This is a genomic window from Cupriavidus sp. C2SS-8b (assembly GCF_057073745.1).
In genome coordinates, this window is sequence record NZ_CP172716.1 from 833,080 (window position 1) to 858,533 (window position 25,454).

The following is a 25,454-nucleotide window of genomic DNA, read 5'->3' on the forward strand; positions in this document are numbered from 1 at the left end:
CCGGAGTGTGCCATTTGTTTGATACATCTTGTAAATGGCCGTTTAATTATGCGCCCGCTGTGGGCGTGGCACAACGCAGAATCGGCCTGTACCGAAAATTCACGCCAGGAGTGTTGTGAATTTGCAGCGATGACGGCCGAGGGTGTCAACCGCCCTTGTAGAGCTCGGTGTCGTTGGCGGGCCGGTTGACCGGCGCCGCCGCAGGCTGCCGCGCCGGTGGCCGAGCGCCGTCGGCGGCTTGCCGGGCCGGCGGGGTGGTAGCCGACTGGGCCTGCTCAGCCTGCTTGGCTTGCGCCTTCGCGCTGTCTGGCTGCCCCGGCTTGCGCAGTTCGGCGGCTACGGCACTGGCCGCGTTGGGGGCCTTCGGGTCGCGGTAGGTCTTGCCCGGCGGCGGCGCGGTCGGTCGATCGTGCAGTTCCGCCAGCAGCCGGCCGCACTGGTTTTCCTTCGAGGACGACAAGTCCACCAATGGCACCACCGCTGTGGCCACGGGTGCCGCGAGCGCCAGGGCCAGCGCACCGCCGGCCCGCAGCGCGAGTATGCCGATATCCGGACTGACGCGCGGCTTCTTCAGCGTACCGCCGACATAGAGCGGCGAGCGCAGCGAGAAGATCCGCATACCCTTAGAGTCAGGGTGGATCGTCATCGCCAGCTTTTCACTGTTCAGGTCGATGGCGCCGACGGCATTGATTTCGGCGTCCTGCGTATCGAGCGTGAACGTGCGCGCGCGTGCGATGCCGTTGGTGAAGGCGAAATCGCCCACGCCGCAGTTGATCTGCACGGGTTTGTCGCCGAACAGCTTCGAGATGATGACGCTCCCCACGTTCAGACCCATCGCTTCCAGCAGGAACTTGCTTACCGTGCCGTTTTCCACCAGCACCTTGGCCTCGCCATTGGACGACCCCAGCAGCGCACCCACCGAATTCCCGGCTGCCGACAGCTTGGCGCTGCCGTTCATCTCGCCGATGCTGGCGCGCATCGACTGCACCGTCGGGAACAGCTGCTTGAGCTTGAGGTGACGCGCGCGCATGTCGATCTTCGCGCCCATTGGCTCGCGCTTGCCGTCGAGCTGGATGGTGGACACGAGGTTGCCGCCGGCGACGCCGAAGTTGAGCGGGTCGAGCAGCAGCACGGCATCCGTGAGCTTCACGTGCGTCACCAGGTCGGTGATCGGCAGACGTTCATCGCGGATGATGCGCTTGCCGGTGAAGTGCACATCGGCATCGATGGCGTCCCAGCGCTCGGTGCGGAACGGCGCCACCGGCAGTGCCTTGTCGGCTGGCTGCCGCACATTGCTGTCGGGCGCCGGTTTGCCCGGCTTCGCATTGGCGCCGATCAGCGGCGCCAGGTCGACGAAGCGCAGTTCGTTGGAGACCAGCTTGCCCTCCAGCAGCGGTCGCGGCGCGCGTTGCGTGTAGGTCAGCGTGCCGCTCAGGTCGCTGCCGCCCACGCGGCCGGTAAAGCCGCGGTATTCATAGACCGAGGCACCCTTGTGGATCGTCCCCACCAGGCGGCCGCGCGTTTCGTACGGCGGCGTGGACGGGAGCACGATGCCTGTCAGCGCGTACAGCTTGGCCATGCTGTCGCCCTGCAACTGCAGGTGGACATCCAGCGCGGCGAGGTGCGCCGGGTCGGTCAGCGTGCCTTCAATGACAGCCCGGGTCGCGCCGACCCGCACATCGGCCAGCAGCGGGAACGGTACGTTGATATTGCGCAGGCTCAGCACATTGCCGGCTTTCCCGCTGGCATTGATGGTCGCTTCGTTGTAGCGGCCGGTGGCCTTCCAGCGCAGGCCATAGCGCTGGTTGCCGGCTACGGCATTGGCCGGTGGACCGGACGCGGAAGGGACGCTTGCGGCCGATGGTGCAGGTCTGCTGGCCGGCGCGGAGGCACTCGGTACCACCAGATCGCCGTCGCGCGCCTTGTCGTACACCGCTTCATTGCCAATGGTGTCGACCGTCGCCTGCAAGTCGATTTTCTGCGCCTGGTCGGACAGCGCCAGGTTGCCGCGCGAGAGCACCACTTCGCCGATATCGAGGTGCCAGGAAGAAGGTTTTTTCTTGGGGCCGGTATCAAAGGTCCAGTTGTTGCGGTTGTCGGCCAGCCGTTCGAGCCATACCGCCGGGCTGTCGATGACGATGGTCGGCACCGCGATCTCGTGGGACAGCAGCGGCAATGGGCGCAGCACAAAGATCAGCTCGCGTACGGTCGCGATGTTCGGCGACTGCGTCCAGTCCGGGTTGCCGACGGTGATGTCGCGCGCCGACAGCCGGGGCCACGGGACAAACGTATGCCAGCCGGTCTCGCCTTCGGCCGAACGCCAGGTGACGGTGAGGTCGCCGTTGATCGCGAACGGGCGACCGATGGCGTCCGAGACCCGCTCGTTCAGCCAGGGCTTGAAGCGATTCCAGTCGAAGGTCAGGATCACGACGAGCAGCAGGGCAATCAGCAGGATCGGCGTCAGCGCTGCCCAGAGAATGACCTTGCGGCGGACCGGCATGGGTAGTCTCCTGTGGGAGGGCGCCCGGCAACGGCAACCTATGCGGCGGACGGGCCACTACGTCTATTGTATAGTTGCGCGCTTCGCTTACCTGTCGGGGGATGGCTGACACGGTGGCGTGCGCGCCATGCCATGTCCGCATGCTTTTCCACCCACTTTCCCCGCACTGACTGCCAGCATGAACGACGCTGTCTCCCCCTCCCGCCAGCCCGAATTGCCCGAGCCGCTGATCCACGAAAGCCCGGCCGATGACGATTACCACCGGCGCTTCGGTGGCGTGGCCCGGCTCTACGGCGCTGCCGGTCTGGCGCGGCTGGAAGCCGCCAGCGTCTGCGTGGTGGGCATCGGCGGCGTCGGCAGCTGGGCCGCCGAAGCGCTGGCGCGCAATGCGGTCGGACGCATCACGCTGATCGACCTGGACCATATCGCGCTGTCCAATACCAACCGGCAGATCCACGCGCTGGGCGATGCCTACGGGCGCGCCAAGGTCGAGGCCATGGCCGAACGCATCCTGGCTATCAATCCGCGCTGCCGCGTCACGCAGGTCGATGACTTCGTCACACCGGACAACGTCGCCGGGCTGCTCAGCGGCCATGACTACGTGATCGACGCCATCGACGCCGTGCGCGTCAAGACCGCCATGCTGGGCTGGGCGCGCGGCGAGGGCGTGCCCGTCATCACCTGCGGCGGCGCGGGTGGCCAGTTCGACCCGACGCGCGTGCGCATCGACGACCTCGCCCGCACGATCCAGGATCCGCTGCTGGCCAAGGTGCGCCAGAACCTGCGCAGGGACGGGGGCTTTCCACGCGACCCGAAGAAGAAGTTCGGCATTGCCGCGGTCTATTCGGACGAGCCGCTGCAATATCCGGAACCCGAGCAGCAGGCGTGCGAGATCGACGAAGCTCCACCCGTAGCGGCCGTGGCGCCGGCATCGGGCCCGCAGGGGCTGGCCTGCGCGGGTTTTGGCTCCTCGGTGGCCGTGACCGCGGTGTTCGGCTTCGTGGCGGCGTCGGCCGTGATCGGCGCTATCGCCAAAGGCGACGTCTAAGCGCTCAATGCGCGCAGCAGTGCGTCCATTTCCGCCTCGCCGGGCGCGAGGTTGTTGAAGTAGACGAGTTCGGGGTATTCCGCCGGCACGGGCATAAAGCGGCGCGTGCGGTACGCGTCCCAGTGCGCCAGCTTGTAGGCGTCATTGGGATTGCCACGCTGGACGATGCGGTCGTGCGCCTCGTCTTCCGGCAGGTGGACCCACACGATGTGGACGTCGGTTCCGGCCGGGACCTTTAGCCAGGCCGGATCATGAAGCTGGTGGGCTTTCACCTCGCGCGACAACGGGCCGATCACCAGCACGCTGATGCCAAGGGCCAGGTTTTCGCGCGCGGTGTCGAGCAGCCCCTGGTATTCGGGGTCGCGCAGGTTTTCCAGGTAAGCCGGGCTGTCCCTGTCATTCGGGTCGCCGGTAATGGCGGCCATGGCCGCTGCGCTGTAGCGGCCGTACAGCGTGTCCTTGTCGAGCAGGCAGAACGGCTCGCCGGTGGCCTGCATCAGCGGGCCGATCAGGCGATGCGCCAGGGTGGTCTTGCCGGTGCCGGCATGGCCGCAGAAAAAGATCAGTCGTGGCATCTGGGAAGTCTTGGCTCGGAGGGCCGCGGGGGCGGCGCAACGGGAAGCATAACCTCTCGCGCGTTCCGGGAGGATTTGCGCAATATCAGATGCCTCGGAACTGAATTCGGTATCCTTTCCGTTTCTTTTCGCGCCGCCTCGCGCCAGCCCCATCCATGGATTCCAAAGACCAGCTCTCCACAGACGGCCTGCCTGCCCACCTGATGCTGGGCGAACCCGTCACCGATGCCACCCATGCAGAATTCGTGCAGCTGCTGGATGCCGCCGCGCGCGCGGACGACGCCGGTTTCCTGCCCGCCATGGACGAATGGATCGAGCACACGCGGCATCATTTCGCCCAGGAAGAAACCTGGATGGAGGCCATGGACTTCGGCCCGCGGCATTGCCATGCCGGCGAGCACAAGCAGGTACTCGCCGTGGCCCAGGCCGTGCGCGACAAAGTCGTCAGCGACGGGGAACTGGATCTTGGCCGCCGCCTGGTGGCCGAGCTGTCCGGCTGGTTCGACCACCACGTCAAGTCGATGGACAGCATGATGGTCGAGCACATGCGCGAAAACGGCTTCACGCTGATCGAGGCACCGGCCGGCCAGCCGGCCTGAATTCAGGCGGAGTGCGCCGCCTCGCGGTCGATCACGACGAAATACTTGCGCACCGGTTCCAGCACTTCGAACAGGCCGGTGAAGCCGGCCGGAATCACGCAGGCATCGCCCGGGCCGAACTCGCTGGCCGCGCCGGCGTCGTCGCTGATGCGAATGCGCCCGCTGATCACGTGGAAGAATTCCTCCTTGCCGGCCGGGAAGGCAATGCGCCAGGACCCCGGCTCGCACGCCCACATGCCGCAATCGAAATCGCCATGCCGGGCGCTGTAGTGCGTCCAGGTGGTGCGGTCGGGGTTGCCCGCGACCAGGCGGTCAGGGCGAGGGCGGTCGTGGCTAGGCGCGGGCGCGGCGGCTTGGAAATCGATCAGGCGCACGGATGCAGTCATGGCGGGTTTGGCGGGCGCAATGCCGGAAATCAGGGCCGCCAGTTTACCGCGCCATGCAGTCCAGGGGCCGTCAGTTGAGCGAGGTGCTCAGTTGCCGGCGCCAGCGCGACACCACCTCGGGCTGGTCGGCGAGCATGTCGAACACCGAGAGCATGGTCTTGCGGCCGATGTCGTCCTCGAAGCCGCGGTCCGCGCGCACGATGGCCAGCAACTGCTCCAGCGCCGGTTCGTACTGCTGCCGCGCGATCAGCAGCCGTGCCAGGTCAAGGCGGCCGGAAAGGTCATGCGGGTCGGCCGCGACGCGGTTCGTCAAGGTCTGCTCGTCGGGCAGGTCGGCCACGCCCTTCATGGCCTCCACGCGCGTGCGCAGGGCGGTGTAGGCGTCGTCCTGCGCAGCTTGCGCGGACAACTTGCCGAATTCGGCTTCCGCCTCGGCAAGCGCATTGCCGTCGAGCAGGAAGCTGATATATGCGAAGCGCGCCGCATCGGAACCAGGGTCCAGCGCCAGCGCCGCCTGGAAGGCATCGACGGCAGCCTGTCGGTCGCCAGCCGCGGCCAGGTTCCGGGCCTCGTCCAGTGCCAGTAGCGCGGGGTTCGGCGTGAGGCGCGACAGGAACTCGCGCAGGCCCGACTCCGGCAGCACGCCGGTGAACTGATCGACCGCCTGCCCGTCGGCGAAGGCCACCACGTGTGGAATGCTGCGCACGCCGAAGTGGCCCGCCAGTTCCTGATTTTCGTCCACATTCACCTTGACCAGCTTCCACTGGCCGTCGGCTTCCGCTTCGAGCTTTTCCAGCATCGGACCGAGCGTGCGGCAGGGGCCGCACCACGGCGCCCAGAAGTCCACGAGAACCGGCGCGTGGCGCGAGGCCTCAATCACTTCCGGTTCAAAATTCTGCAAGGTGACGTCGCTCATGGCAGCAGGCCTGTCGGGCAGGCGTGGAGTTCTGTAATACCGCAATTGTGAGGGCAAGGGCGCCAAATGCAACCGCACTGCCCGTTCTCAGAGGGCGGGATTCGGGAAAGCCATCGATTGAAAATAGAACGATCGTTCGGTTATAGTCGATGACACCCTTACAAACAGGTCGTCAAAGACCGTCCAGGAGACTCTTCGATGCAGAACCTTGCTCGCCCGCATTTCCAGTTCTGGCCCAAGCGCGTGCCCACCGCGATCGTGCTGCCGGAGACGTCGCTCTGGTACAACCTGGAGGTTTCCGCACGCCGCTATGCGGACAAGGCGGCCATTCGCTACTTCGGCAAGGCCGTCACGTTTCGCGAGCTGGAAGCGCAGGCCACCGCGCTGGCGGGCTGGCTGCAGCAGAAGGCCGGCGTGAAGAAGGGCGACCGCGTGCTGCTGTACATGCAGAACTGCCCGCAGTTCCTCATCAGCTACTACGCGATCCTGCGCGCGGACGCCGTGGTGGTGCCGGTCAACCCGATGAACCGGGCCGAAGAGTTCAAGCACTACGTCACGGATGCCGGTGCACGCGTGGCCATCTGCACTGCCGACCTGGGCGCCGGCGTCGAGCAGGCGCTGTCCGAACTGGCGCCGGCCGATCGACTGCAGCACTTGCTGGTGACGCAGTATTCAGACGCCTTGCCGGCCACCCACGAGCATCCCGAAGACGCCCCGGCCGCCTGGCTGACGACGCAGCATCCGCTGCCGGCCGGCGCCACGGCGTGGGCCGAAGCGCTTGGTGCAGGCTTGCAGCCGGGGCCGCATACGGCCGGCCCCGACGACATGGCGGTGATGCCCTATACCTCCGGCACCACCGGCTTCCCGAAGGGCTGCATCCACACGCACCGTTCGGTCATGCACAACATCATCGGCGGCTCGACGTGGTCGGGCAGCGGCGCGGAATCGGTGATCCTGTCAGTGCTGCCGCTGTTCCACGTGACGGGCATGCAGTACGGCATGAACGGCCCGATCTACAGCGGCGCCACGGTCGTGATGCTGCCGCGCTGGGACCGCGAGGTGGCCGGGCGCCTGATCTCGCGCTACCAGGTCACGCACTGGACCAACATCCCGACCATGGTGATCGACTTCCTGGCCAGCCCCAACCTGCCGGAGTTCGACCTGTCCAGCCTGCGCTACATCGGCGGTGGCGGCGCGGCCATGCCGCAGGCCATTGCCGAGCGGCTGCGCGACCAGTTCGGGCTGAACTACCTGGAAGGTTATGGCCTGTCGGAGACCATGGCGCCGACGCACAGCAATCCGGCGGATCGCCCCAAGCTGCAATGCCTGGGCGTGCCGACCTTCAATACCGACGCGCGCATCGTCGATCCGGTCACGCTCGAGGAACTGCCGCCCAACGAAGTCGGCGAGATCATCGTGTCGGGCCCGCAGGTGTTCAAGGGCTACTGGGGCAAGGAAGACGCCACGCGCGACGCCTTCATCCAGTTCGACGGCAGGACCTTCTTCCGCACCGGCGACCTCGGGCGCATGGATGAAGAGGGCTACTACTTCATCACCGACCGCCTCAAGCGCATGATCAATGCCTCCGGCTTCAAGGTCTGGCCGGCCGAGGTGGAAAACCTGCTATACAAGCATCCGGCGGTGCAGGAGGCCTGCATCATCGGCACGCGCGACGCGTATCGCGGCGAGACCGTGAAGGCCGTGGTCGTGCTGCGCGCGCAGGCCAAAGGCAAGACCACGGCCGAGGAAATCGTCGAGTGGGCCAAGGAAAACATGGCGGCCTACAAGTACCCGCGCGTGGTCGAGTTCGTCGATGCCTTGCCGAAGTCCGGCACGGGCAAGGTGATGTGGCGCCAGTTGCAGGAAGCCGAGAACGCGCGCGAGGCGGGCGCGCAGAAGCCGGCCGCCTGAGACGGCGGAACAGTGCGCGCCGCGGTCAGTGACCGCGCGCGCGCATGAGGATCTTGACCAGCGACTTGTAGCCGCGCTCGCGCGCATGGCGCGTGGGCGACACGCCCTCGCGGTCGGCCAGGTTGGCGTCGGCACCGGCGTCGATCAGCAACTGCACGATCTCTTCATAGCGCGCGCTGCCATCGCCGAGGATCACCGCCTCGAGCAGGGCCGTCCAGCCAAGCTGGTTGACGTGGTCCACGGCAATGCCTTTCTGCAGCAGCAGCTTCACCACCTCGACATTGCCGTGCTGGCAGGCGGCGATCAGCGCGGTGCCATCGTAGCGGTCCGTGCTGGCCAGGTCCGCGCCATGCGACAGCGAGAGCCGCACCACCTCGACCTGCCCCGTGGCGGCCGCCAGCAGGAACGGGCTGTTGAGTTCCGCGTCCTTGCGGTTGACGTCGGCGCCGGCCAGCGTCAGCGTCCTCGCCACGTCGCCGCGCCGGTTGTAGACCGCCGCCAGCAGCGCACTGCGGCCCCGTTCGTCGACGGCCTGCGCCGAGGCGCCGGCCGCCAGCAGGCGGTTGACGAGTTCCAGGTCGCCGCCCGTCGCGGCGGTGATCAGGTTGCGGTCCAGCGCCGTGATCCCTTCCGCGTGATTCGGCACATGGGCACCGTTGCCGTGTGAGCCGCGTGACGCGCCCGCTTCCTCCGAATTGCGGGCGGGGCGTGCCGCCAGCGTCTGGCCACCCTGGCCGGCCAGCAGCGCGCCACAGCTCAGCAGGCCCATCAGTCCCAGCATTTCGGCAAGCGCGTGGCGGCGGGTGCGGACAAAGGGGCGCGTCATGGCATTCGCTCCTGGGTCAGACGGTCTCGTGCGGGCTTGCCGGCGCGGGCAACGGCGCCTCTTCGCCACCAGACTGCAACGGATGAACCGACCCGCCATGACCGCGTTGCGCATCGGCGGCGTCATGATCCTGGAGCTGGCGCCACAGCCGGCCGAGGTAGGGGTCGTCGACGCCATGGGTGGCCAGGCCCAACAGCGTTTGCTGCAGATACTCGCGCGCCGGGCCATAGAGGCCGACGGCGTGACGCAGCCGCTCCACCACGCTGGCGTCGGGCAAGCGCCCGGCATAGCCCTCGTGGTCACGGTTCATGACGAAGGCCAGCGCACGCTGCTCGGGGCCGTCCGAAGACTCGGCCCGGCCCGTGCGGATGCGCAGCCAGCGCGGATGGTAGGCGCCTGTCAGCATCTCGCGGCGCCACAACAGCCGGAATTCCTGCTCCACCACGTGGCTCGGAATGCGGAACACCATGCCGTGGCAGCAGCCGCCGCGGTCGAGGCCAAGCACCAGCCCCGGGTTGTCCCAGGTGCCGCGGTTGATACGGGAGTAAAGATAGAAGCCGCGATGGTAGCCATGCACGGTGGCGCGCTGGCGTTCGGTATGCACGACCATCGGGTTCCAGATCAGCGAGCCGTAGCCGAAGACCCAGACATCGCCATGGAGGGTGCCGTCGTCGGGGCGGCTGGCCAGTGCCTCGTGCAGGGAACGCTCGAAGGCTTCCACAGGCAACAGGGCGGACGCGACCGGCGTGCTGCACAGCGAGGTGCGCAGCCGGTCCGTTTCGAGGTCCTGTCGGGTGATGGCCATGTTGCCAGCATAATGCAAAGTTGGCCGACGGGCGGGGCCAGGAAGCGGCACGAGCGCCATATTGGGTCGCTGGCAGGCAAGGGTGTGGGCGCCAGGCAACGCTCGATCCGCAACGGCCGCCTTGTCCTCGATCAGGCCGGCTTGTGTTGAGGCCGGTTCGGACTGGCTCAGCCTGCCACCTAGTCTCTACAATGGCGGCATCATCCCGACCTTGGAGAACCGGCAATGGCGCGTACGCTTACGGTGGTGTTCGGCAACGGCAAGGAGTTCGAATTCTCGATCGGCCAGGCGGAACTGGCGGCCGTCGGGGAAGAGGCAGCGTGGCGCTGGTTCGACAAGGAGTACACCGAGCTGGACTGCCAGGCGTCGAGCCCGGTCGGCAAGGTGCTCGTGATCGACAAGATCCTGAACGTGGCCAAATTTTCAGGGGAGTCGCGCTTTGCAAACGATACCGCGTGGGCACAGGACTATGCCCGCCACGCGGCGCGCCTGCTGGACCGCGACAAGGTCCGGGTCGATGTCGGCAACGCCGCCATCGGTTTCTGAGGCCATCCACTAGCGAAGCGGGCAGCGCCCGCCTCGCTGCCGGCGTCAGACGCCCAGCAGTTCCACTTCGAACAGCAGCGTGGCGTTGGGCGGAATCACGCCGCCGGCGCCGCGTGCACCATAGCCGAGGTCGGCCGGGATCACCAGGCGGCGCACGCCGCCAACCTTCATGCCCTGCACGCCTTCATCCCAGCCGCGGATGACATGGCCGGCGCCCAGCGGAAACACGAACGGATCGTTGCGGTCCTTGCTCGAATCGAACTTGCGGCCGGCCTGGCCGTTTTCGTACAGCCAGCCGGTGTAGTGCACGGTCACGTGCTTGCCGGCAACGGCTTCGGCGCCGGAACCGACGGTGGTGTCTTCGTACTGCAGGCCAGACGGGGTGGTTTGCATGGTGTAATTCCTTCCGGTTGGTGCAAAAAGATGCGGTTGGAGCGGGGGAGCGGAGCAGGCCAGTGCGTCAGGCGCCCGGGTCTGCTCAGCTTTCGGCGCGCTGGAGCACGTCCAGCGTCAGTTGCACATTGCGGTCATCGTCGCTGACCCAGATTTCGCCGTCCTGGATCGTCACGGACAGGCGCATGGCACGTTGGGCCAGCGCGGCCAGCGCATCGACCGCGTCAGTCGGCACATTGTAGATCGTCACATTGCGCAGCTTGCCAGCTTTGCCCGCCATGCCCTTCCACCACTCGCGCGCGCTGGCGCCGTTGTAGGCATAGACCGTGACGCGGTCCGAACGGGCGGCCGCGCGCTTCAGGCGTGACTCGTCGGGCTGGCCGAGTTCCACCCAGTGCTCGATGTCACCGGTCAGCTTGCGGTCCCACAAATCGGGTTCGTCGGGTTCGTCCAGGCCGCGCGTGAAGGCGAGGGTCTCGCTCGCCTCGCAGGCAAAGGCCAGCAGGCGCACCATCATGCGCGCGTCGTTTTCGGACGGGTGCTGGGCGATGGTCAGCGTATGGCTGCCGTAGTACGGCCGGTCCATGTCGGACACCGACAGTTCGGCTTTGAAAATGGTGGATTTGAGCGCCATGGAGAAAGGGATACGGCACGCGTCGTGCGACGCGAAAGGCCGCATCATACGTGAATCGGGCGGCCGGCCATATGTCCGGGCCCGGCTCCGGCGCGAACTGGCTGGCGCGTGGCCAGCCGGCGGGTGTCAGCGCTTGCGGTAGTCGCTGAGGTAGAAGCGCACCAGCGCCGACATCAGCACCGTCGTCAGGAAGGCCGCCGCGACCACCATGGCGTTCCCGGCAGGGCTGTCGAGCTGGCCGGCCAGCGTGAGGCGGAACAGCCAGGTTCCGACCGTCATGGCCAGGAACGGCAGCAGCAGCGCGCCGCGGCCGTAGGTGCGCACCGCCCAGAGCGGGAAGCGCCGCAGGAATTCGAGAGGGATGGCGCACAGCAGGCAGGCGCCGGACGCCGCCAGCGCGGCGGCCACGATGTCGCCCGAGTGGATATCGATCATTGTCTGTCTCGCGTCGCCGGCACGCAGGATGCGACGCGCGGCAGGCAATTGTAGGGAAGCCAACCGCCGATTCTACAAAAAAATCCCGGCGTAAAGGTGATCGGATGCCGTCACGGCGCAGCCGAATCCGCGGGCGACGCCTCGACGGAGATCTGCAGGGTTACGTTATCGCCCACTTCCGGCAGGAAGCGCGTCATGCCGAAGGTGCTGCGCACCACGGTGGCGTGGAAGTCACCGCCGCAGACCTTGCGGCGGATGCCGAACAGCGAGATTTCGCCGCAGCTGAAGCGATCGACTTCCAACCGCAGCGGCCGCGTCGTGCCGAGCAGGCTGAGTTCGCCTTCCACGGCCACGAGCTTGCCGTTCTCGACGATGAAGCGGTCGGCTCGCAGCCGGGCCACCGGGGAATTGGCGGCATCCAGGAACTGTGGCGAACGAAGCACGCCGTCGAGGCTGCGGTTGCCGCTGTCGACTGAAGCCGTTTCCACGGTGAAGTCGATGCCGCCGGCGCCCGTGGCCGGGTCATAGACGATCCGCCCGTCGATCTTGCCGAACCGCCCGCGCACCGTGGTGCGATCGAAGTGGCTGGCGGCGAAGTAGACGCTTGTATGCGTCGGGTCGACGGTGTAGGCGACCGGGGCCGCGACAGTGGCCCCGCTCAGGGCGGCCAATAGCCACGCAAGGCAACGCGTGCGCATGGCGGGGCGTTCCTTAGTTATGCACGAAGACGGGCAGCAGGAAGATGCCGACCACCGACAGGAAGCCGATGGTCCAGCACAGCGTGCGCAGCGTGGCGCGATCGGTCAGGTAGCACACGGTGTACAGCACGCGCGCGATGATGAAGACCATCGCCAGTTCGTTGATGCGAGCCTGGGGCGCCTGCAGGTGAGTGGCGATCAGCACTGCCGCGGCAAAGAAGGGGAACGCTTCGAAATGGTTGCGATGCGCCAGGTCGGCGCGGCGTGCGCGGCCGCTCTGGCGCTCCAGCCAGCCGCGCGGGTCGTGGTTGTCAAAGGCCTTGCCGCCGGCCTTGGCAATGGCCACGGTCACGACGGGCAGGATGCCCGCCACGAGGACACACCAGAATGCGATCGGCATGGTTCCGTCCTTCCGTGAAGCTGCATTGTTTGCAGCGGCCCCACCGCCACCGGCCGCCAGCCGTCAGGCCGCGACCACCCGGATGTCGATGCCGGACAGGCTGACGACCTGGCCGGCGCGAATCTTCGCAGTCTTGCGCGATTCGGGCTCGCCGTCCACCGAGACTTCGCCGGCGGCGACCAGCGCCTTGCCGGCGCCGCCGCTGTCGCACACACCCGCCAGCTTGAGCAGGTCGTTGAGCGCGATGAACTCGCGATCGAGCGGGAACGTGATGACCTGCACCTGGGGTTTGCCTGCCTTCGCCATCACTTGCCCCAGCTGTCCTTCAGCCCGACGATGCGGTTGAAGACCGGCTTGCCGGGCTGCGAATCCGAACGGTCGGCGACGAAGTAGCCGTGGCGCTCGAACTGGAAGCGGTCTTCCGGCGCGGCGTCGCGCAGGCTCGGCTCGAGGTAGGCGGTGATGACCTGCTTCGAGTCCGGGTTCAGCGCTTCCAGGAAGTTCTTGCCGCCGGCATCCGGGTTCGGGTCGTTGAACAGGCGGTCGTACAGGCGCACTTCGCATTCATAAGCCGCTGCGGCGCTGACCCAGTGGATCACGCCCTTGACCTTGACGCTGTCCGCGCCCGGCGTGCCGCTTTTGGTGTCGGGCAGGTAGTTGGCATGCACGGCTACCACGTTGCCGTCGGCATCCTTGTCCACGCCGGTGCATTCGATCACGTAGCCGTACTTCAGGCGCACCTTGTTGCCCGGGAACAGGCGGAAATAACCCTTCGGCGGCGTCTCGTTGAAGTCCTCGCGCTCGATCCACAGCTCGCGCGAGATCGGGAACACGCGCTTGCCCAGCTCTGGCTTCTTCGGATGCACGGGCGCCGAGCATTCCTCGGTCTGGCCTTCGGGGTAGTTGTCGAGGATCAGCTTGAGCGGGTCGAGCACGGCCACGCCGCGCGCGGCGCGTCCGTCCAGGTCATCGCGCACCGAGCCTTCGAGCGTGCTCATGTCGATCCAGCTGTCGGCCTTGGCCACGCCGACGCGGTCGCAGAACAGCTGGATCGACTCCGGCGTATAGCCGCGGCGGCGGATGCCGACGATGGTCGGCATGCGCGGATCGTCCCAGCCATCCACGCGCTGCTCGTCCACCAGCTGCTTGAGCTTGCGCTTGCTGGTGATCGCGTAGGTCAGGTTCAGGCGCGCGAATTCATACTGGTGCGGCAGCGGATCGCGGAACACGCCGCAATCGCGCAGGTGCTCGAGCACCCAGTCGTACAGCGGGCGGTTGTTCTCGAACTCGAGCGTGCACAGCGAATGTGAGATGTTCTCGATCGCATCCGAAATGCAGTGCGTGAAGTCGTACATCGGATAGATGCACCACTTGTCGCCGGTACGGTGGTGGTGCGCATGGCGGATGCGGTACAGCACCGGATCGCGCATGACGATGTTGGGCGCGCTCATGTCGATCTTCGCGCGCAGCACGTGCTCGCCGTCCTTGTACTTGCCGTCGCGCATGTCGCGGAACAGCTGCAGGTTTTCCTCGACGCTGCGGTCGCGGAATGGCGAAGGCTTGCCCAGTTCGGAGAAGTTGCCGCGGTTGGCGGCGATCTGCTCGGCGCTCTGGCTGTCGATGTAGGCCGCGCCGCGCTCGATCAGCTTCTCGGCGAACGCGTAGAGCTGGTCGAAGTAGTCGCTTGCGTAGTGCAGGTGCGGCTGGCCGCCCGGGGTCTTGTTGTCCCAGGAGAAGCCCAGCCAGTGCACCGCGTCGATGATCGAGTCGACGTATTCGGTATCTTCCTTGACCGGATTGGTGTCATCGAAGCGCAGGTGGCAGCGGCCGCCGTAGTCGCGGGCCAGGCCGAAGTTCAGGCAGATGCTCTTGGCGTGGCCGATATGCAGGTAGCCGTTCGGCTCCGGCGGGAAGCGGGTGATGACGGTCGGCAGCGGCTCGCCCTGGCTGTCCTGGCGTCCGGCGTAGGTGCCGGCGGCGAGGTCGTGGTCGATGATGCTCCGCAGGAAGTTGGAGGCTGCGGGCGAGGCGGGCGTGCTGTCGGTAGGCTTGTTGTCGTGGCTCATGGTGGCGCCGTGTGGCGGCTGGATGGACCGCTCGGTCTTCAGTGTTGCGTGGCGGATTGCCAATTTTGGGATTTTACCGTGCCAGCGGCGCCACCCGGCGCGAGCATGGCGGATTTGTGCCCGCTTTTGTGTGCGGCGCTGTCCCGGGCGGTCCGCCGGGGCAGCCGAAAGTGACGTGCGGGGGTAGCATGGAGGCCGTACCTTCACCGGCTCGCTGACCTCGCGCCATCCGCCATCTTTCCGGGATTTGCCGCCATGACTGCCAGTTTCGATACCGCTCCCGTTCCTGCCGCGCCCGCCAACGTCGCCGCCGGCTTGTGGCAAGGCGCCGGCCTGCCCGCCGAAGCCCTGGGCCATCTTGTCCTGACGGGCGCCGATCCGGTGCTGCCGTCCAGCTTTGCCGTCGGCACGGCGGCGCAGGCCAGCCTGGCAGCCTCGGCACTGGCCGCCGCGGCGCTATGGCAGCAGCGCACCGGCCGCTGGCAGCAGGTGGATGTGGACATGCGTCACGCCATCACCGAGTTCCGCAGCGAACGCTACCTGCGCGTGGATGGCGGGCCGGCGCCCGAGTTGTGGGACAAGATCGCCGGCGTCTACCGCTGCGGGGACGGCCGCTGGGTCCGCCTGCATACCAATTTCCCGCACCACCGTGACGGCGTGCTGCGCCTGCTGGGCTGCGCCCACGACAAGGCGGCCGTGCAGGCGGCGCTGGGCAAATGGGAAGCCGAGGCGTTCGAAGCCACGGCCTCCGATGCCGGCCTGGTGGTCGCGGCCATGCGCAGCTTCGACGAATGGGACCGGCACCCGCAGGCCGAGGCGCTGCGCGGGCTGCCGCCGGTCACGCTGGAGCGAATCGGCGAAGCGCCGCCGCAACCGCTGCCTGCGCTGCCAGCGGCCGAAGGCCGGCCGCTTTCCGGAGTCAGGGTGCTCGATTTCACGCGGATCATCGCGGGTCCGGTGGCCGGGCGCACGCTGGCGGCACATGGCGCCGACGTGCTGCTGGTCACGGCGGCACACCTGCCGTCGATCGCGCCGCTGGTCATCGATACCGGCCGCGGCAAGCGCAACTGCGAGCTCGACCTGCGCGATCCCGACGACAAGCGCACGCTGCACAAGCTGCTGCACGGCGCCGACGTCATGATCCAGGGCTACCGGCCCGGCGGCCTCGCCGAACTCGGCGTGGGTCCGGAGGCTGCGGCCCGTGCGCGGCCGGGGCTCGTCTATGTGTCGCTGAGTGCCTATGGCCATGTCGGCCCGTGGTCGGGCAAGCGGGGATTCGATTCGCTGGTGCAGACGGCCACGGGGTTCAACCATGCCGAAGCGCAGGCTGCCGGGGAAGATGCGCCACACCCGTTGCCGGCCCAGGTGCTCGACCACGCAGCCGGCTACCTGCTGGCGTTCGGGGCGATGGCGGCGCTGCACCGGCGCGCTACCGAGGGCGGCAGCTGGCACGTTCGGGTTTCGCTGGCGCAGGTCGGACAGTGGCTGCGGAGCCTGGGCCGCGTGCCGGCCGGGCTGCAAGCGCCCGAGCAGAAAATCGACGACGTGGCCGATCTGCTGGAAGTCCTGCCATCAGGCTTCGGCATGCTGACCGTGGTGCGCCACGCAGCGCAGTTGTCGGAAACGCCGGCGCGCTGGGCCCTGCCATCGGAACCGCTTGGTACCCACGCTCCGGAGTGGCTGCCGTGCGGCTGATGCGGGCGATCTTGAGGAAGCGGGACGGCCCTTACAGCGTCACCGTGCCGCGCCCAATCTCGATCACGCGTCCGCCGACACGGATCGCGCCGGCCGCGGTCACGGCCAGCCGCAGCGTGCAGGGACGGTCGACGGCGGCACCCTGGTCGACTTCGTACTCGGCCGGCAGTACGTGCGCATTGGCCAGCAGCCAGCCGCCAAGGTTGGCGCATGCGGACCCGGTGCCCGGATCTTCCGACACCCCGCCGCCTTGCTTGCTGAAGAAATACCGCGCGAGCACGCGGCCGGGCCGGGTCGGATCAAAGGCGAATACATAGGCGGTCTTGCGGCCCAGGCTGCTTTGCGGCCATTGCTCCAGCCGCGCGGTGTCCGGCCGGGCGCGATGTACGGCATCCGTGCTGCGGACCGCAACCAGCAACTGGTCCGCACCGGTATCGACCCACATTGGGGAGGTCAGCAGGTCGCGCGCTTCCAGTCCCAGCTGTGCCGCCATTTCCGCATCGGGCAGGTTGACCGCGGCGGTCTTGGGCGGGCCGGCGTGCGGGGCCGTGAAGGTCCAGACGTCGCCGCTGGCTTCGACAGGCACCACGCCGGCCTTGAATTCGAGCGTGAGCCGGTCGCCGCTTCCAGCCAGGTCGCGCACGACATGCGCGGTGCCGAGTGTCGGATGTCCCGCAAAACGCATTTCATAGCCGGGCGTGAAGATCCGCACCTGCGCATGCGCCTGTTCCGAAGGCAGGATGAAGGTGGTTTCGGACAGGTTGAACTGCAGCGCCAGCGCCTGCATGGTGGCGTCGTCCATGCCACGGGCATCCTCGAAGACGCACAGCGGGTTGCCGCCGAACGTGGATTCGGCAAAGACGTTGAGCAGGCGAAAGGCGTAGGTGGTCATGATGGTCTTTGCAGCCGGGATTGCACCACAGTGTAGCCGCGTGACATCGGGGTGCCATGGACAGTTGCGCTGCCGGCCGACGGGCCAGTTACCGCGGATGCGTGAACCGCGAAACGCGTCCAACAAAAAGGGCGCTGCCCGTATCCGGAAGCGCCCTTCGTGCTGTGGCGGGGACGGCGGTCAGTAGCCGACGGCCTGTCCGTCGCGCCGGCTGTCGCTGGCGGCGACATAACCATGCTCGGCATCATCCGACAAGCGCCAGATGAACTGGCCCGAGCCAAAATCCATGTACGGATCGTCCACCGACTTGAGCTGGTGGCCACGTGCCTTCAGGCCTTCGACGGTGGCCGGGTCCATCGTGCTTTCCACGTCCAGCGTGAAGTCTCGGTTGACCTTCCAGCGCGGCGCGCAGCAGGCCGCTTGCGGCTGCTGCTTGTAGTCGAGCATGCGGACCACCGTCTGCAGGTGGCCCTGCGGCTGCATGTCGCCGCCCATCACGCCGAAGCTCATCACCGGCTGGCCGTCCTTCGTCAGGAACGCAGGGATGATCGTGTGGAACGGCCGCTTGCCGCCCGCGACCACGTTGGCGGACTTCGGATCCATCGAGAAGCCCACGCCACGGTTCTGCAGGCTGATGCCGGTACCCGGCACCACCACGCCCGAGCCGAAGCCCATGTAGTTGGACTGGATGAACGAGATCATCATGCCGTTCTCATCGGCCGCGGTCAGGTAGATGGTGCCGCCAACCTTGGGCATGCCGAAATCAAAATGCGTGGCGCGCTGCATGTCGATCAGCTTCGCGCGCGACTTCAGGTAGGCGTCATCGAGCATCTGCTCGGGCGTGACTTCCATGCTGCGCGGGTCGGCCACGTAGCGGTAGAGGTCGGCGAACGCCAGCTTCATCGCTTCGATCTGCAGGTGCTGCGAATCGACCGAGTCGACCGGCAGGGCGCTCATGTCGAACTGATCGAGGATGCCCAGCGCGATCAGCGCCGCGATGCCCTGGCCGTTCGGCGGGATCTCGTGCAGCTCGTAGCCGCGATAGGACTTGCTGATCGGCTTGACCCAGTCGGGCCGGTAGTTGCGCAGGTCGTCCAGCGTCATCGCGCCGCCGCACTGCTTGCTGAAGGCGGCGATCTTTTCGGCGATCTCGCCTTCGTAGTACGAGCGGCCACGCGTCTCGCCGATCTTGCGCAGCGTCTCGGCGGCGGCCTTCATCGTGAACTTTTCACCGACCTGCGGCGCGCGGCCGTTGGGCATGAAGGTCTCGGCAAAGCCCGGCTGGTCCTTCAGCTCCGGCACCGCCGCGGCCCACTTGTGCGCCACCACGGGCGGCACGGCGTAGCCACGTTCGGCGATCTCGATAGCCGGTTCCATCAGGTCGGCAAACGGCAGCTTGCCGAAGCGTTCATGCAGCGCGGCCCAGCCCGCGACCACGCCGGGAACCGTGACCGAGTCCCACCCGCGGATCGGGCGGTTCGCCAGTCCGTTGGCATCGGTGCCGTACTTGCTCTTGAAATACTCTGGGTTCCAGGCGGCCGGCGCGACGCCGGACGAGTTCAGGCCGTGCAGTGCCTTGCCGTCCCACAGGATGGCAAAGGCGTCGCTGCCCAGGCCGCAGGACACGGGCTCGACGAGCGTGATCGTTGCCGCGGCCGCTATTGCCGCATCCACGGCATTGCCGCCCTTGAGCAGCATGCGCAGGCCCGCCTGCGCGGCGAGCGGATGCGAGGTCGACACCACGTTGCGCGCGAACAGCGGAATGCGGACGGAGGGGTAGGGGTTGGTCCAGTTGAAGTTCTGCATGGTCTTGTCCGTTGTCTCGTGGCCGCCGGCCTGGCGGAGCCGGCCGCGGCATCACGTCATTCTGCCGTGATCTTGCGATCCTTGATCAGCTTGCCCCAGCGGGCGCTGTCCTTCTTCACCATCGCCGCGAACTGTGCCGGCGTGCCGCCGACGGGCTCGGCGCCGAGCTTGGCCAGGCGGTCCTTCACGTCCTGCGACTGGATGGCCTTGTTGAATTCGGCGTTGAGCCGGTTGACCAGGTCGGCCGGCATGCCCTTGGGGCCGTAGATGCCGAACCAGGTATCCGATTCAAAGCCGGGCAGGCCCGATTCGCTGGCGGTCGGAATCTCCGGCGCCAGCGGCGAACGCTTCAGGCTCGTCACGGCCAGCGCCTTCAGCTTGCCGTCCTTCACGTGCGGCAGGCCGGACACGATGCTGTCGAACAGCACCTGCACCTTGCCCGAGATCAGGTCCGGTACCGCGAGCGCCGTGCCACGGTAGGGGATGTGGGTGATGAAGACGCCGGCCTGGGCCTTGAACGCCTCCGCGGTCAGGTGCACGACGGTGCCGTTGCCGCTGGACGCGTAGTTCAGTTCGCCCGGGTGCTTCTTTGCGTAGTCGATCAGCTCGCGCACGTTCTTCACAGGCAAGCTGTTGGGCACCACCAGCACATTGGTGGCAATCGCGACCTGGCCGACCGGCGTGAAGTCGGATTCGGTGTTGTAGGGCAGGCGCGTGTTGATGTACGGGCCGATCGAATGCGTGCTGGTCGTGGCGATCAGCAGCGTGTAGCCGTCAGGCGGCGCCTTCGCCGCCATGTCCGAGCCGATGGCACCGCCCGCGCCGGGCCGGTTGTCCACCACGATCTGCTGCCCGATGTTGGCGCCGACCTTTTGCGCGATCGCGCGCGCGAGCAGGTCGGTGGCGCCGCTGGCCGGGAACGGCACGATCAGGCGGATCGGCTTGCTGGGGTAGTTGTCGGCCAGGGCCGGCGTCGCGGCCAGGCAAAGACCAGAGGCAAGGCCGAAGCCGAGCAGGCGCAGCCAGGATTTCATTCGGTTCTCCGGAATCGGGCGAATCAGGTCGGCGGAACAGCGGAACAACGTCAGGGCCGGCAGACCGGATGCTCGCAGCATCACGGGTGCCTGCCCATTATTATTCCGCGCCCGGTATCACAAAGAAAGCTAATATTTCTTTTCCTTGACACAAGTTTTCCTTGTGGTTCGCGCCTAGTCCAATGGCGCTTTGCCGATGTCCCGATGAGCACGATCCGATTCCTGCGTACCTTTGTTGCCGTGGCCGAACATGGTTCCTTCGCCGCCGCCGCCGGCCATGTCGCGCTCACGCAGGCCGCTGTAAGCCTGCAGATGAGATCGCTGGAAACCGAGCTGCGCCGCGAGCTGTTCGACCGCAGCGGTCGCGTCGCCGTCCTGAATGCCGACGGGCGCGAGCTGTTGCCGCGCGCGCGGCACCTGCTCGCCCTGTATGACGAGATGCGCCTGCCGCAGGCCCAGCCAGAGGCCATGGCCGGCGCGGTGGCCGTGGGCGCGGTGGTATCGGTGATGGGCGGCCTGTCGCATGTCGTGGCGCGCATGAAGCGGGCCTATCCGGCGCTGGAAGTCAGGCTGGTCGGGGCCAAGTCCATCGAACTGGCGGCGATGGTCGAGTCGGGCGAGCTCGATGCCGCCATCCTGGTCGAAGGCGCCGCGCGGATACCCGGCACGCTGCGCTGGACGCCGCTCTACGATGAACCGCTGGTTGCCATTGCCGCACAGGGCAGTGCCGGGCAGGACGTGCGCGAAGCGCTGGCGGCCAATCCCTACCTGCGTTTCGACCGCAGCCAGCGCACCGGCATGCTGGTCGATCGCGCGCTGCGGCGGGCGCACCTGCGTGTCAACGAGTTCCTGGAGTTGAACTCGATCGAGGCACTCGTCGAACTCGTACGGCAGGAGGTTGGCGTGACCGTAGTGCCGCTGCTGCAGCGCGCGCGCTGGCGCGATGATGGGGCGCTGCGGATCCTGCCGCTGCTGGTCAATGACGAGCCTGTCATGCGGACCATCGGCATGCTGGAGCGGCGCGATCATGGCAGGGGACATGTGACCAGCGCGGTCAGGACGGCTTGCGCCGAATTGTTTGGCGGCTGAGCGGCGGAGCGGTCGCGGCGGACGTCGACGCGCAATGAAAAAAGGGGCGTCTCGCGACGCCCCGGCATTGCACAGCATTGCCGGCCAATGGCCGGCGGTCCTACTTTTTATTCTTCCTGGAATGCTTCCTCGCGCTTGGCCTTGATCGACGGCGAGGCCACGATCAGCACCAGCACTGCAGCGGCGATCAGCAGGCCCATCGACAGCGGACGGGTCACGAACACGCTGAAGTCACCACGCGACAGCAGCAGCGAGCGGCGGAAGTTCTCTTCCATCATCGGTCCCAGCACGAAGCCGAGCAGCAGCGGCGCCGGTTCGCACTTGAGCTTGATGAACAGGTAGCCGATCACGCCGAAGGCCGCGGTCTGGAACACGTCGAAGGTGGTGTTCTGGACCGAATAGACGCCGATGCAGCAGAACGTCAGGATGGCCGGGTACAGGTAGCGGTAAGGCACCTTAAGCAGCTTCACCCAGATGCCGATCAGCGGCAGGTTCAGCACGATCAGCATGAAGTTGCCGATCCACATCGAGGCGATCAGGCCCCAGAACAGCGCCGGGTTGCTCGACATCACCTGCGGACCAGGCTGGATGTTGTGGATGGTCATCGCACCGACCATCAGCGCCATCACAGCGTTGGGCGGAATGCCCAACGTCAGCAGCGGAATGAACGAGGTCTGTGCCGCGGCGTTGTTGGCCGATTCCGGACCCGCCACGCCTTCGATCGCGCCCTTGCCGAACTCATGCGAGTACTTCGAGGTCTTCTTTTCCAGCGAATAGGCCGCAAACGAAGCCAGCGCCGCACCGCCGCCCGGCAGGATGCCCAGCGCCGAACCCAGCATTGTGCCGCGCAGCACGGCCGGGATCATGCGCTTGAAGTCAGCCTTGGTCGGGAACAGGTTGGTGATGTGGTCGGTGAACGTCTCGCGGGCGTCCTTCTGTTCCAGGTTCGCGATGATTTCCGCGAAGCCGAACACGCCCATGGCCACCGACACGAAGTTCAGGCCGTCGGTCAGTTCAGGCACGTCGAACGAAAAGCGCGCGGCGCCCGAGTTCACGTCGGTGCCGACCAGGCCCAGCAGCAGGCCCAGCACGATCATCGAGATCGCCTTGACCAGCGAACCCGAAGCCAGCACCACGGCGCCGATCAGGCCCAGCACCATCAGCGAGAAGTACTCGGCGGGGCCGAACTTGAACGCCAGTTCCGACAGCGGCGCGGCAAAGGCGGCCAGGATCAGCGTGGCCACGCAGCCGGCGAAGAACGAGCCGAGGCCCGCTGTGGCCAGCGCGACCCCCGCTCGCCCTCGTCTTGCCATCTGGTAGCCGTCGATGGTGGTCACCACCGACGACGATTCACCGGGCAGGTTCACCAGGATGGCCGTGGTCGAGCCGCCGTACTGGGCGCCGTAGTAAATACCGGCCAGCATGATCAGCGCGGCCACCGGCGGCAGCGTGTAGGTCACCGGCAGCAGCATGGCGATGGTGGCCAGCGGCCCCAGGCCCGGCAGCACGCCGATCAGGGTACCCAGCACGCAGCCCAGGAAGGCATAGGCCAGGTTCTGGAAGGAGAGGGCGGTAGCGAAGCCCAGCCCCAGGTTAGAGAGCAATTCCATGTTCGCGGCTCCTTAGCTTGCGAGGAAAGCCGGCCACACCGGCATCTGCAGGTTGATGCCGTACACGAACGCGCCAAGGCTGATCAGCACCAGGATGATCGCGTTCAGGATCGCGCCCTTCCAGCTGAATTCGTGGCTGGCCATCGACGACACCAGCACCAGCACCAGCACCGACAGCACCATGCCCAGAGGCTTGAGCAGCAGGCCGAACAGCACCACCGAACCGAGGATCCACAACAACGTCTTGATGTCCCAGCGGGCCAGGTGGTCTTCTTCCGCCTTGGCGGACAACGAACCCCACAGCACGAGCGCGCCCAGCAGGGCGAGCACGATCCCGAGCCAGAACGGGAAGTATCCCGGCCCCATCTTTGCGGCGGTTCCCATGGAATAGCCGCGTGCGACCCAGGAAAAGCCGAATCCGACCAGGATGAACATCAGGCCGGAGGCAAAGTCCTTTTGGCTACGTATGCGCAAAATGATTCTCCTCGATAAGACTGCTTGAAATCTGCCGGGAGCCGGTGGTGCGGTGCCATACAGCGGACGCACTGCCGGCCCTTCTCTCGGGCAGGGTGCAAGGTAAGGGTGCGACCTTTCAGCTACCTTTCAGATGTCTGCAATATTGGTCATGCTGAGGGTATCTCCTAATGAGATTGCGCTTAAAAGCGGCAAAGCGAGACTGGAGGCGGGCTGGCGGGTGATCGGGCCAGCTTCTGCGCGCAGGCTGGCGGGGTGCTGCGCTATCATCAGACAGGCTCCGCCCGGCTCAGTCGGGTGGCTGTAGCGACACTCGCTGTAAGGTACCGAAAGGTAGAAAGGCACCGCTTGGAAAGTGTTGACCACGTCATCCTGATTGGCGCCGTCGTGATGTCGCTGGGCATCGTGGTGGGCGCCTTCTCCGCACGCGCCGGCGTGCCGTTCCTGCTCGTGTTCCTGGCGGTGGGCATGCTGGCCGGCGTCGATGGCCCAGGCGGCATCCGCTTCTCGAATACCTGGCTCAGCTTCCTGGTCGGCAACCTCGCGCTGGCCGTGATCCTGCTCGATGGCGGGCTGCGTACCAGCTATGCGACCTTCCGCGTCGCCCTGCGGCCCTCGCTCGCGCTGGCTACCGTGGGCGTGCTGATGACGGCCGGGCTGGTCGGCGTGTTCGCGGCGTGGATCCTGGACATCGACTGGAAGCTCGGCCTGCTGCTGGGCGCCATCGTCGGCTCCACCGACGCCGCCGCCGTGTTTTCGACGCTGCATAGCAGCGGCATCCGCCTGAAGGACCGCGTCGCGAGCGTGCTCGAGATCGAATCGGGCATCAACGACCCGATGGCGATTTTCCTGACGCTGACCCTGATGGAGTGGATTGCCGCGCCCAACGGACTGACGCCGGTGGCGCTGGCGATGCGGCTCGGCGTGCAGTTTGGCGTCGGCGCTGTGTTGGGGCTCGGGCTCGGCTACTGCCTGGCCCATGTGCTGGAGCGCATCGAGGTCGCGGAAGGCCTGCACGCCATCCTGATCTGCTCCGGCGGCGCGATGATCTTTGCCATCACGCAGACCCTGAGCGGCAGCGGCTTCCTGGCGGTGTACCTGGCCGGCATGCTGGTCGGCAACCGCGACCGCGCCGTGACGTCCGACACCATGCGCGCGATGGACGGCATGGCCTGGCTGGCCCAGTCGGCCATGTTCCTGCTGCTCGGCTTGCTGGTGGCGCCGCACCGGATCTGGGAGATCGCGCTGCCCGCGATAGCCGTGGCGGCGTTCCTGATGCTGGTGGCCCGGCCGGCGTCGGTGTTCCTCGCCTTGCTGCCGTTCCGGCTGAACGTGGGCGAGAAGGGCTTTATCGCCTGGATGGGCCTGCGCGGCGCGGTGCCCATCGTGCTGTCGCTGTTTCCCTTGCTGCGCGGCTTGCCGGAGTCCGGCCTGATCTTCCGCGTGGCGTTTGCCGTGGTGCTGGCCAGCCTGCTGCTGCAAGGCACGACCGTGAAGCCGGCCGCGCGCCTGGCCCGGGTGCTGCGTCCGGGATTTCCGGAGCCGCTGGCGCGCTCGCGCCTGCGTGGGGTCCATGGGCCGACACTGGAGGTCATGCAGTTCCGGGTCAGCGTCAACGCGCCGGTCGAGAATGTCCGGGCCGACCAGCTGGAGTTGCCGCCCAGGTGCCGGCTGTTGACGGTCGCCCGCGACGACGCGCTCGCGCCGCTCGACCAGACCGTGCTGCGCGCCGGCGACACGGTGGCGGTGATGGCGCCCGCCACGGTGCTGCCGCGGCTCGCGGCGCTGTTCCAGGCGCCCGGCCCGGCGCCGGCGTGGGAACAGGTGACGCATGATTTCCTGCTCTCCGGCGACGCGTTCCTGCGCGATGTGGTGCGGCTTTACGGCGAACGGGAGCTGACCGCTGCCGAGTCGCCGCTGACGCTCGGCGATGCCATGCAGGCCAGCTTCGTCTCGCCGCCAGTCGAGGGCGACAGCGTCGTGATCGCCGGCCTGCACCTGACCGCGGCGCGCATGGAAGGGCCGCGCATCATCCAGGTCGGCCTGCTGCTGCCCCGCACCGAAGGCGCGACGGGCGTCCGGCGCTGGGGCATCCGCCGCAAGCGCCCGGCTTAAC

At 66.9% G+C, this 25,454-nt stretch carries 25 protein-coding genes; 7 read left to right on the forward strand and 18 right to left on the reverse strand.

The window, feature by feature from the left end; translation table 11 throughout:
- Positions 1 to 145 precede the first annotated feature (145 nt).
- On the reverse strand, positions 146 to 2,500 hold the full coding sequence (locus ACIGJB_RS03815; RefSeq protein WP_483731470.1) for an AsmA family protein: 2,355 nt from the start codon (positions 2,498 to 2,500) through the stop codon (positions 146 to 148).
- Between the two features lie 178 nt (positions 2,501 to 2,678).
- On the opposite strand from ACIGJB_RS03815, the gene tcdA reads away from it, so the two are divergent.
- Positions 2,679 to 3,548 (forward strand): tRNA cyclic N6-threonylcarbamoyladenosine(37) synthase TcdA, encoded by an 870-nt coding sequence (gene tcdA / locus ACIGJB_RS03820; RefSeq protein WP_483731471.1) that lies wholly within the window; start codon positions 2,679 to 2,681, stop codon positions 3,546 to 3,548.
- On the opposite strand, the gene ACIGJB_RS03825 is transcribed toward tcdA, so the two are convergent.
- Complete coding sequence (locus ACIGJB_RS03825) at positions 3,545 to 4,123, reverse strand: P-loop nucleotide/nucleoside kinase family protein (protein WP_483731472.1); 579 nt, start codon at positions 4,121 to 4,123, stop codon at positions 3,545 to 3,547. The two genes, tcdA and ACIGJB_RS03825, sit on opposite strands and share 4 nt — an antisense overlap.
- A gap of 155 nt (positions 4,124 to 4,278) precedes the next feature.
- Between ACIGJB_RS03825 and ACIGJB_RS03830 the strand changes: the two genes are divergently transcribed.
- Positions 4,279 to 4,722 carry a bacteriohemerythrin gene (locus ACIGJB_RS03830; protein ID WP_483731473.1) on the forward strand — a complete coding sequence of 148 codons (444 nt, stop codon included), beginning with the start codon at positions 4,279 to 4,281 and terminating at the stop codon, positions 4,720 to 4,722.
- A gap of 2 nt (positions 4,723 to 4,724) precedes the next feature.
- Here ACIGJB_RS03830 and ACIGJB_RS03835 read toward each other — a convergent pair whose 3' ends face one another.
- A complete protein-coding gene (locus ACIGJB_RS03835; RefSeq protein WP_483731474.1) occupies positions 4,725 to 5,108 on the reverse strand; it encodes a cupin domain-containing protein in 384 nt (127 codons plus the stop codon).
- 70 nt (positions 5,109 to 5,178) lie between these two features.
- Entirely contained in the window at positions 5,179 to 6,024 is an 846-nt protein-coding gene (gene trxA / locus ACIGJB_RS03840) for a thioredoxin (protein WP_483731475.1), read from the reverse strand.
- 198 nt (positions 6,025 to 6,222) lie between these two features.
- On the opposite strand from trxA, the gene ACIGJB_RS03845 reads away from it, so the two are divergent.
- On the forward strand, positions 6,223 to 7,935 hold the full coding sequence (locus ACIGJB_RS03845) for a long-chain fatty acid--CoA ligase (RefSeq protein ID WP_483731476.1): 1,713 nt from the start codon (positions 6,223 to 6,225) through the stop codon (positions 7,933 to 7,935).
- Positions 7,936 to 7,960: 25 nt separating this feature from the next.
- Here ACIGJB_RS03845 and ACIGJB_RS03850 read toward each other — a convergent pair whose 3' ends face one another.
- Positions 7,961 to 8,761 carry an ankyrin repeat domain-containing protein gene (locus ACIGJB_RS03850; protein ID WP_483731477.1) on the reverse strand — a complete coding sequence of 267 codons (801 nt, stop codon included), beginning with the start codon at positions 8,759 to 8,761 and terminating at the stop codon, positions 7,961 to 7,963.
- 16 nt (positions 8,762 to 8,777) lie between these two features.
- Positions 8,778 to 9,566, reverse strand: a complete 789-nt coding sequence (locus ACIGJB_RS03855) for a gamma-glutamylcyclotransferase (protein ID WP_483731478.1) — start codon at positions 9,564 to 9,566, stop codon at positions 8,778 to 8,780.
- Between the two features lie 225 nt (positions 9,567 to 9,791).
- Between ACIGJB_RS03855 and ACIGJB_RS03860 the strand changes: the two genes are divergently transcribed.
- Positions 9,792 to 10,112, forward strand: coding sequence for a hypothetical protein (locus tag ACIGJB_RS03860; protein ID WP_483731479.1), 321 nt, complete (start codon positions 9,792 to 9,794; stop codon positions 10,110 to 10,112).
- Between the two features lie 45 nt (positions 10,113 to 10,157).
- Here ACIGJB_RS03860 and ACIGJB_RS03865 read toward each other — a convergent pair whose 3' ends face one another.
- The 7 genes from ACIGJB_RS03865 to ACIGJB_RS03895 all read right to left on the reverse strand — a co-directional run bounded on the left by ACIGJB_RS03865 (position 10,158) and on the right by ACIGJB_RS03895 (position 14,738).
- Complete coding sequence (locus ACIGJB_RS03865; protein WP_011297011.1) at positions 10,158 to 10,505, reverse strand: FKBP-type peptidyl-prolyl cis-trans isomerase; 348 nt, start codon at positions 10,503 to 10,505, stop codon at positions 10,158 to 10,160.
- An 85-nt stretch (positions 10,506 to 10,590) separates the two neighbouring features.
- Positions 10,591 to 11,139 carry a YaeQ family protein gene (locus tag ACIGJB_RS03870; RefSeq protein WP_483731480.1) on the reverse strand — a complete coding sequence of 183 codons (549 nt, stop codon included), beginning with the start codon at positions 11,137 to 11,139 and terminating at the stop codon, positions 10,591 to 10,593.
- Positions 11,140 to 11,265: 126 nt separating this feature from the next.
- Positions 11,266 to 11,574, reverse strand: a complete 309-nt coding sequence (locus ACIGJB_RS03875) for a hypothetical protein (protein WP_483731481.1) — start codon at positions 11,572 to 11,574, stop codon at positions 11,266 to 11,268.
- A gap of 110 nt (positions 11,575 to 11,684) precedes the next feature.
- On the reverse strand, positions 11,685 to 12,272 hold the full coding sequence (locus ACIGJB_RS03880) for a YceI family protein (RefSeq protein WP_483731482.1): 588 nt from the start codon (positions 12,270 to 12,272) through the stop codon (positions 11,685 to 11,687).
- A 13-nt stretch (positions 12,273 to 12,285) separates the two neighbouring features.
- On the reverse strand, positions 12,286 to 12,672 hold the full coding sequence (locus ACIGJB_RS03885; RefSeq protein ID WP_483731483.1) for an MAPEG family protein: 387 nt from the start codon (positions 12,670 to 12,672) through the stop codon (positions 12,286 to 12,288).
- Between the two features lie 63 nt (positions 12,673 to 12,735).
- Positions 12,736 to 12,978, reverse strand: coding sequence for an RNA-binding S4 domain-containing protein (locus ACIGJB_RS03890; protein ID WP_483731484.1), 243 nt, complete (start codon positions 12,976 to 12,978; stop codon positions 12,736 to 12,738).
- Entirely contained in the window at positions 12,978 to 14,738 is a 1,761-nt protein-coding gene (locus tag ACIGJB_RS03895) for a glutamine--tRNA ligase/YqeY domain fusion protein (protein ID WP_483731485.1), read from the reverse strand. Before ACIGJB_RS03895 ends, ACIGJB_RS03890 begins: the two co-directional genes overlap by 1 nt.
- 255 nt (positions 14,739 to 14,993) lie before the next feature.
- On the opposite strand from ACIGJB_RS03895, the gene ACIGJB_RS03900 reads away from it, so the two are divergent.
- A complete protein-coding gene (locus ACIGJB_RS03900; RefSeq protein ID WP_483731486.1) occupies positions 14,994 to 16,433 on the forward strand; it encodes a CoA transferase in 1,440 nt (479 codons plus the stop codon).
- Between the two features lie 31 nt (positions 16,434 to 16,464).
- Here ACIGJB_RS03900 and ACIGJB_RS03905 read toward each other — a convergent pair whose 3' ends face one another.
- The 3 genes from ACIGJB_RS03905 to ACIGJB_RS03915 form a co-directional block, all read right to left on the reverse strand.
- A complete protein-coding gene (locus ACIGJB_RS03905) occupies positions 16,465 to 17,325 on the reverse strand; it encodes a PhzF family phenazine biosynthesis protein (protein ID WP_483731487.1) in 861 nt (286 codons plus the stop codon).
- 180 nt (positions 17,326 to 17,505) lie between these two features.
- The gene (gene ggt, locus ACIGJB_RS03910; protein ID WP_483731488.1) at positions 17,506 to 19,131 is read right to left on the reverse strand and encodes a gamma-glutamyltransferase; all 1,626 of its coding nucleotides are present in this window, start codon (positions 19,129 to 19,131) and stop codon (positions 17,506 to 17,508) included.
- Between the two features lie 56 nt (positions 19,132 to 19,187).
- Positions 19,188 to 20,165 (reverse strand): Bug family tripartite tricarboxylate transporter substrate binding protein, encoded by a 978-nt coding sequence (locus ACIGJB_RS03915; RefSeq protein ID WP_483731489.1) that lies wholly within the window; start codon positions 20,163 to 20,165, stop codon positions 19,188 to 19,190.
- Between the two features lie 204 nt (positions 20,166 to 20,369).
- Between ACIGJB_RS03915 and ACIGJB_RS03920 the strand changes: the two genes are divergently transcribed.
- Positions 20,370 to 21,254, forward strand: a complete 885-nt coding sequence (locus tag ACIGJB_RS03920; RefSeq protein WP_483731490.1) for a LysR substrate-binding domain-containing protein — start codon at positions 20,370 to 20,372, stop codon at positions 21,252 to 21,254.
- 107 nt (positions 21,255 to 21,361) lie between these two features.
- Here ACIGJB_RS03920 and ACIGJB_RS03925 read toward each other — a convergent pair whose 3' ends face one another.
- A complete protein-coding gene (locus tag ACIGJB_RS03925; RefSeq protein WP_483731491.1) occupies positions 21,362 to 22,864 on the reverse strand; it encodes a tripartite tricarboxylate transporter permease in 1,503 nt (500 codons plus the stop codon).
- Positions 22,865 to 22,876: 12 nt separating this feature from the next.
- Entirely contained in the window at positions 22,877 to 23,338 is a 462-nt protein-coding gene (locus ACIGJB_RS03930; RefSeq protein ID WP_483731492.1) for a tripartite tricarboxylate transporter TctB family protein, read from the reverse strand.
- Positions 23,339 to 23,686: 348 nt separating this feature from the next.
- Here ACIGJB_RS03930 and ACIGJB_RS03935 point away from each other — a divergent pair, with 348 nt between their 5' ends.
- The gene (locus ACIGJB_RS03935) at positions 23,687 to 25,453 is read left to right on the forward strand and encodes a potassium/proton antiporter (protein ID WP_483731493.1); all 1,767 of its coding nucleotides are present in this window, start codon (positions 23,687 to 23,689) and stop codon (positions 25,451 to 25,453) included.
- Position 25,454 lies beyond the last annotated feature (1 nt).

Excerpts from the sequence above, each read along its gene's own strand:
- ACIGJB_RS03815 (WP_483731470.1), bottom strand. The coding sequence starts at position 2,500 with ATGCCGGTCCGCCGCAAGGTCATTCTCTGGGCAGCGCTGACGCCGATC.
- tcdA (WP_483731471.1), top strand. The coding sequence starts at position 2,679 with ATGAACGACGCTGTCTCCCCCTCCCGCCAGCCCGAATTGCCCGAGCCG.
- ACIGJB_RS03825 (WP_483731472.1), bottom strand. The coding sequence starts at position 4,123 with ATGCCACGACTGATCTTTTTCTGCGGCCATGCCGGCACCGGCAAGACC.
- ACIGJB_RS03830 (WP_483731473.1), top strand. The coding sequence starts at position 4,279 with ATGGATTCCAAAGACCAGCTCTCCACAGACGGCCTGCCTGCCCACCTG.
- ACIGJB_RS03835 (WP_483731474.1), bottom strand. The coding sequence starts at position 5,108 with ATGACTGCATCCGTGCGCCTGATCGATTTCCAAGCCGCCGCGCCCGCG.
- trxA (WP_483731475.1), bottom strand. The coding sequence starts at position 6,024 with ATGAGCGACGTCACCTTGCAGAATTTTGAACCGGAAGTGATTGAGGCC.
- ACIGJB_RS03845 (WP_483731476.1), top strand. The coding sequence starts at position 6,223 with ATGCAGAACCTTGCTCGCCCGCATTTCCAGTTCTGGCCCAAGCGCGTG.
- ACIGJB_RS03850 (WP_483731477.1), bottom strand. The coding sequence starts at position 8,761 with ATGACGCGCCCCTTTGTCCGCACCCGCCGCCACGCGCTTGCCGAAATG.
- ACIGJB_RS03855 (WP_483731478.1), bottom strand. The coding sequence starts at position 9,566 with ATGGCCATCACCCGACAGGACCTCGAAACGGACCGGCTGCGCACCTCG.
- ACIGJB_RS03860 (WP_483731479.1), top strand. The coding sequence starts at position 9,792 with ATGGCGCGTACGCTTACGGTGGTGTTCGGCAACGGCAAGGAGTTCGAA.
- ACIGJB_RS03865 (WP_011297011.1), bottom strand. The coding sequence starts at position 10,505 with ATGCAAACCACCCCGTCTGGCCTGCAGTACGAAGACACCACCGTCGGT.
- ACIGJB_RS03870 (WP_483731480.1), bottom strand. The coding sequence starts at position 11,139 with ATGGCGCTCAAATCCACCATTTTCAAAGCCGAACTGTCGGTGTCCGAC.
- ACIGJB_RS03875 (WP_483731481.1), bottom strand. The coding sequence starts at position 11,574 with ATGATCGATATCCACTCGGGCGACATCGTGGCCGCCGCGCTGGCGGCG.
- ACIGJB_RS03880 (WP_483731482.1), bottom strand. The coding sequence starts at position 12,272 with ATGCGCACGCGTTGCCTTGCGTGGCTATTGGCCGCCCTGAGCGGGGCC.
- ACIGJB_RS03885 (WP_483731483.1), bottom strand. The coding sequence starts at position 12,672 with ATGCCGATCGCATTCTGGTGTGTCCTCGTGGCGGGCATCCTGCCCGTC.
- ACIGJB_RS03890 (WP_483731484.1), bottom strand. The coding sequence starts at position 12,978 with ATGGCGAAGGCAGGCAAACCCCAGGTGCAGGTCATCACGTTCCCGCTC.
- ACIGJB_RS03895 (WP_483731485.1), bottom strand. The coding sequence starts at position 14,738 with ATGAGCCACGACAACAAGCCTACCGACAGCACGCCCGCCTCGCCCGCA.
- ACIGJB_RS03900 (WP_483731486.1), top strand. The coding sequence starts at position 14,994 with ATGACTGCCAGTTTCGATACCGCTCCCGTTCCTGCCGCGCCCGCCAAC.
- ACIGJB_RS03905 (WP_483731487.1), bottom strand. The coding sequence starts at position 17,325 with ATGACCACCTACGCCTTTCGCCTGCTCAACGTCTTTGCCGAATCCACG.
- ggt (WP_483731488.1), bottom strand. The coding sequence starts at position 19,131 with ATGCAGAACTTCAACTGGACCAACCCCTACCCCTCCGTCCGCATTCCG.
- ACIGJB_RS03915 (WP_483731489.1), bottom strand. The coding sequence starts at position 20,165 with ATGAAATCCTGGCTGCGCCTGCTCGGCTTCGGCCTTGCCTCTGGTCTT.
- ACIGJB_RS03920 (WP_483731490.1), top strand. The coding sequence starts at position 20,370 with ATGAGCACGATCCGATTCCTGCGTACCTTTGTTGCCGTGGCCGAACAT.
- ACIGJB_RS03925 (WP_483731491.1), bottom strand. The coding sequence starts at position 22,864 with ATGGAATTGCTCTCTAACCTGGGGCTGGGCTTCGCTACCGCCCTCTCC.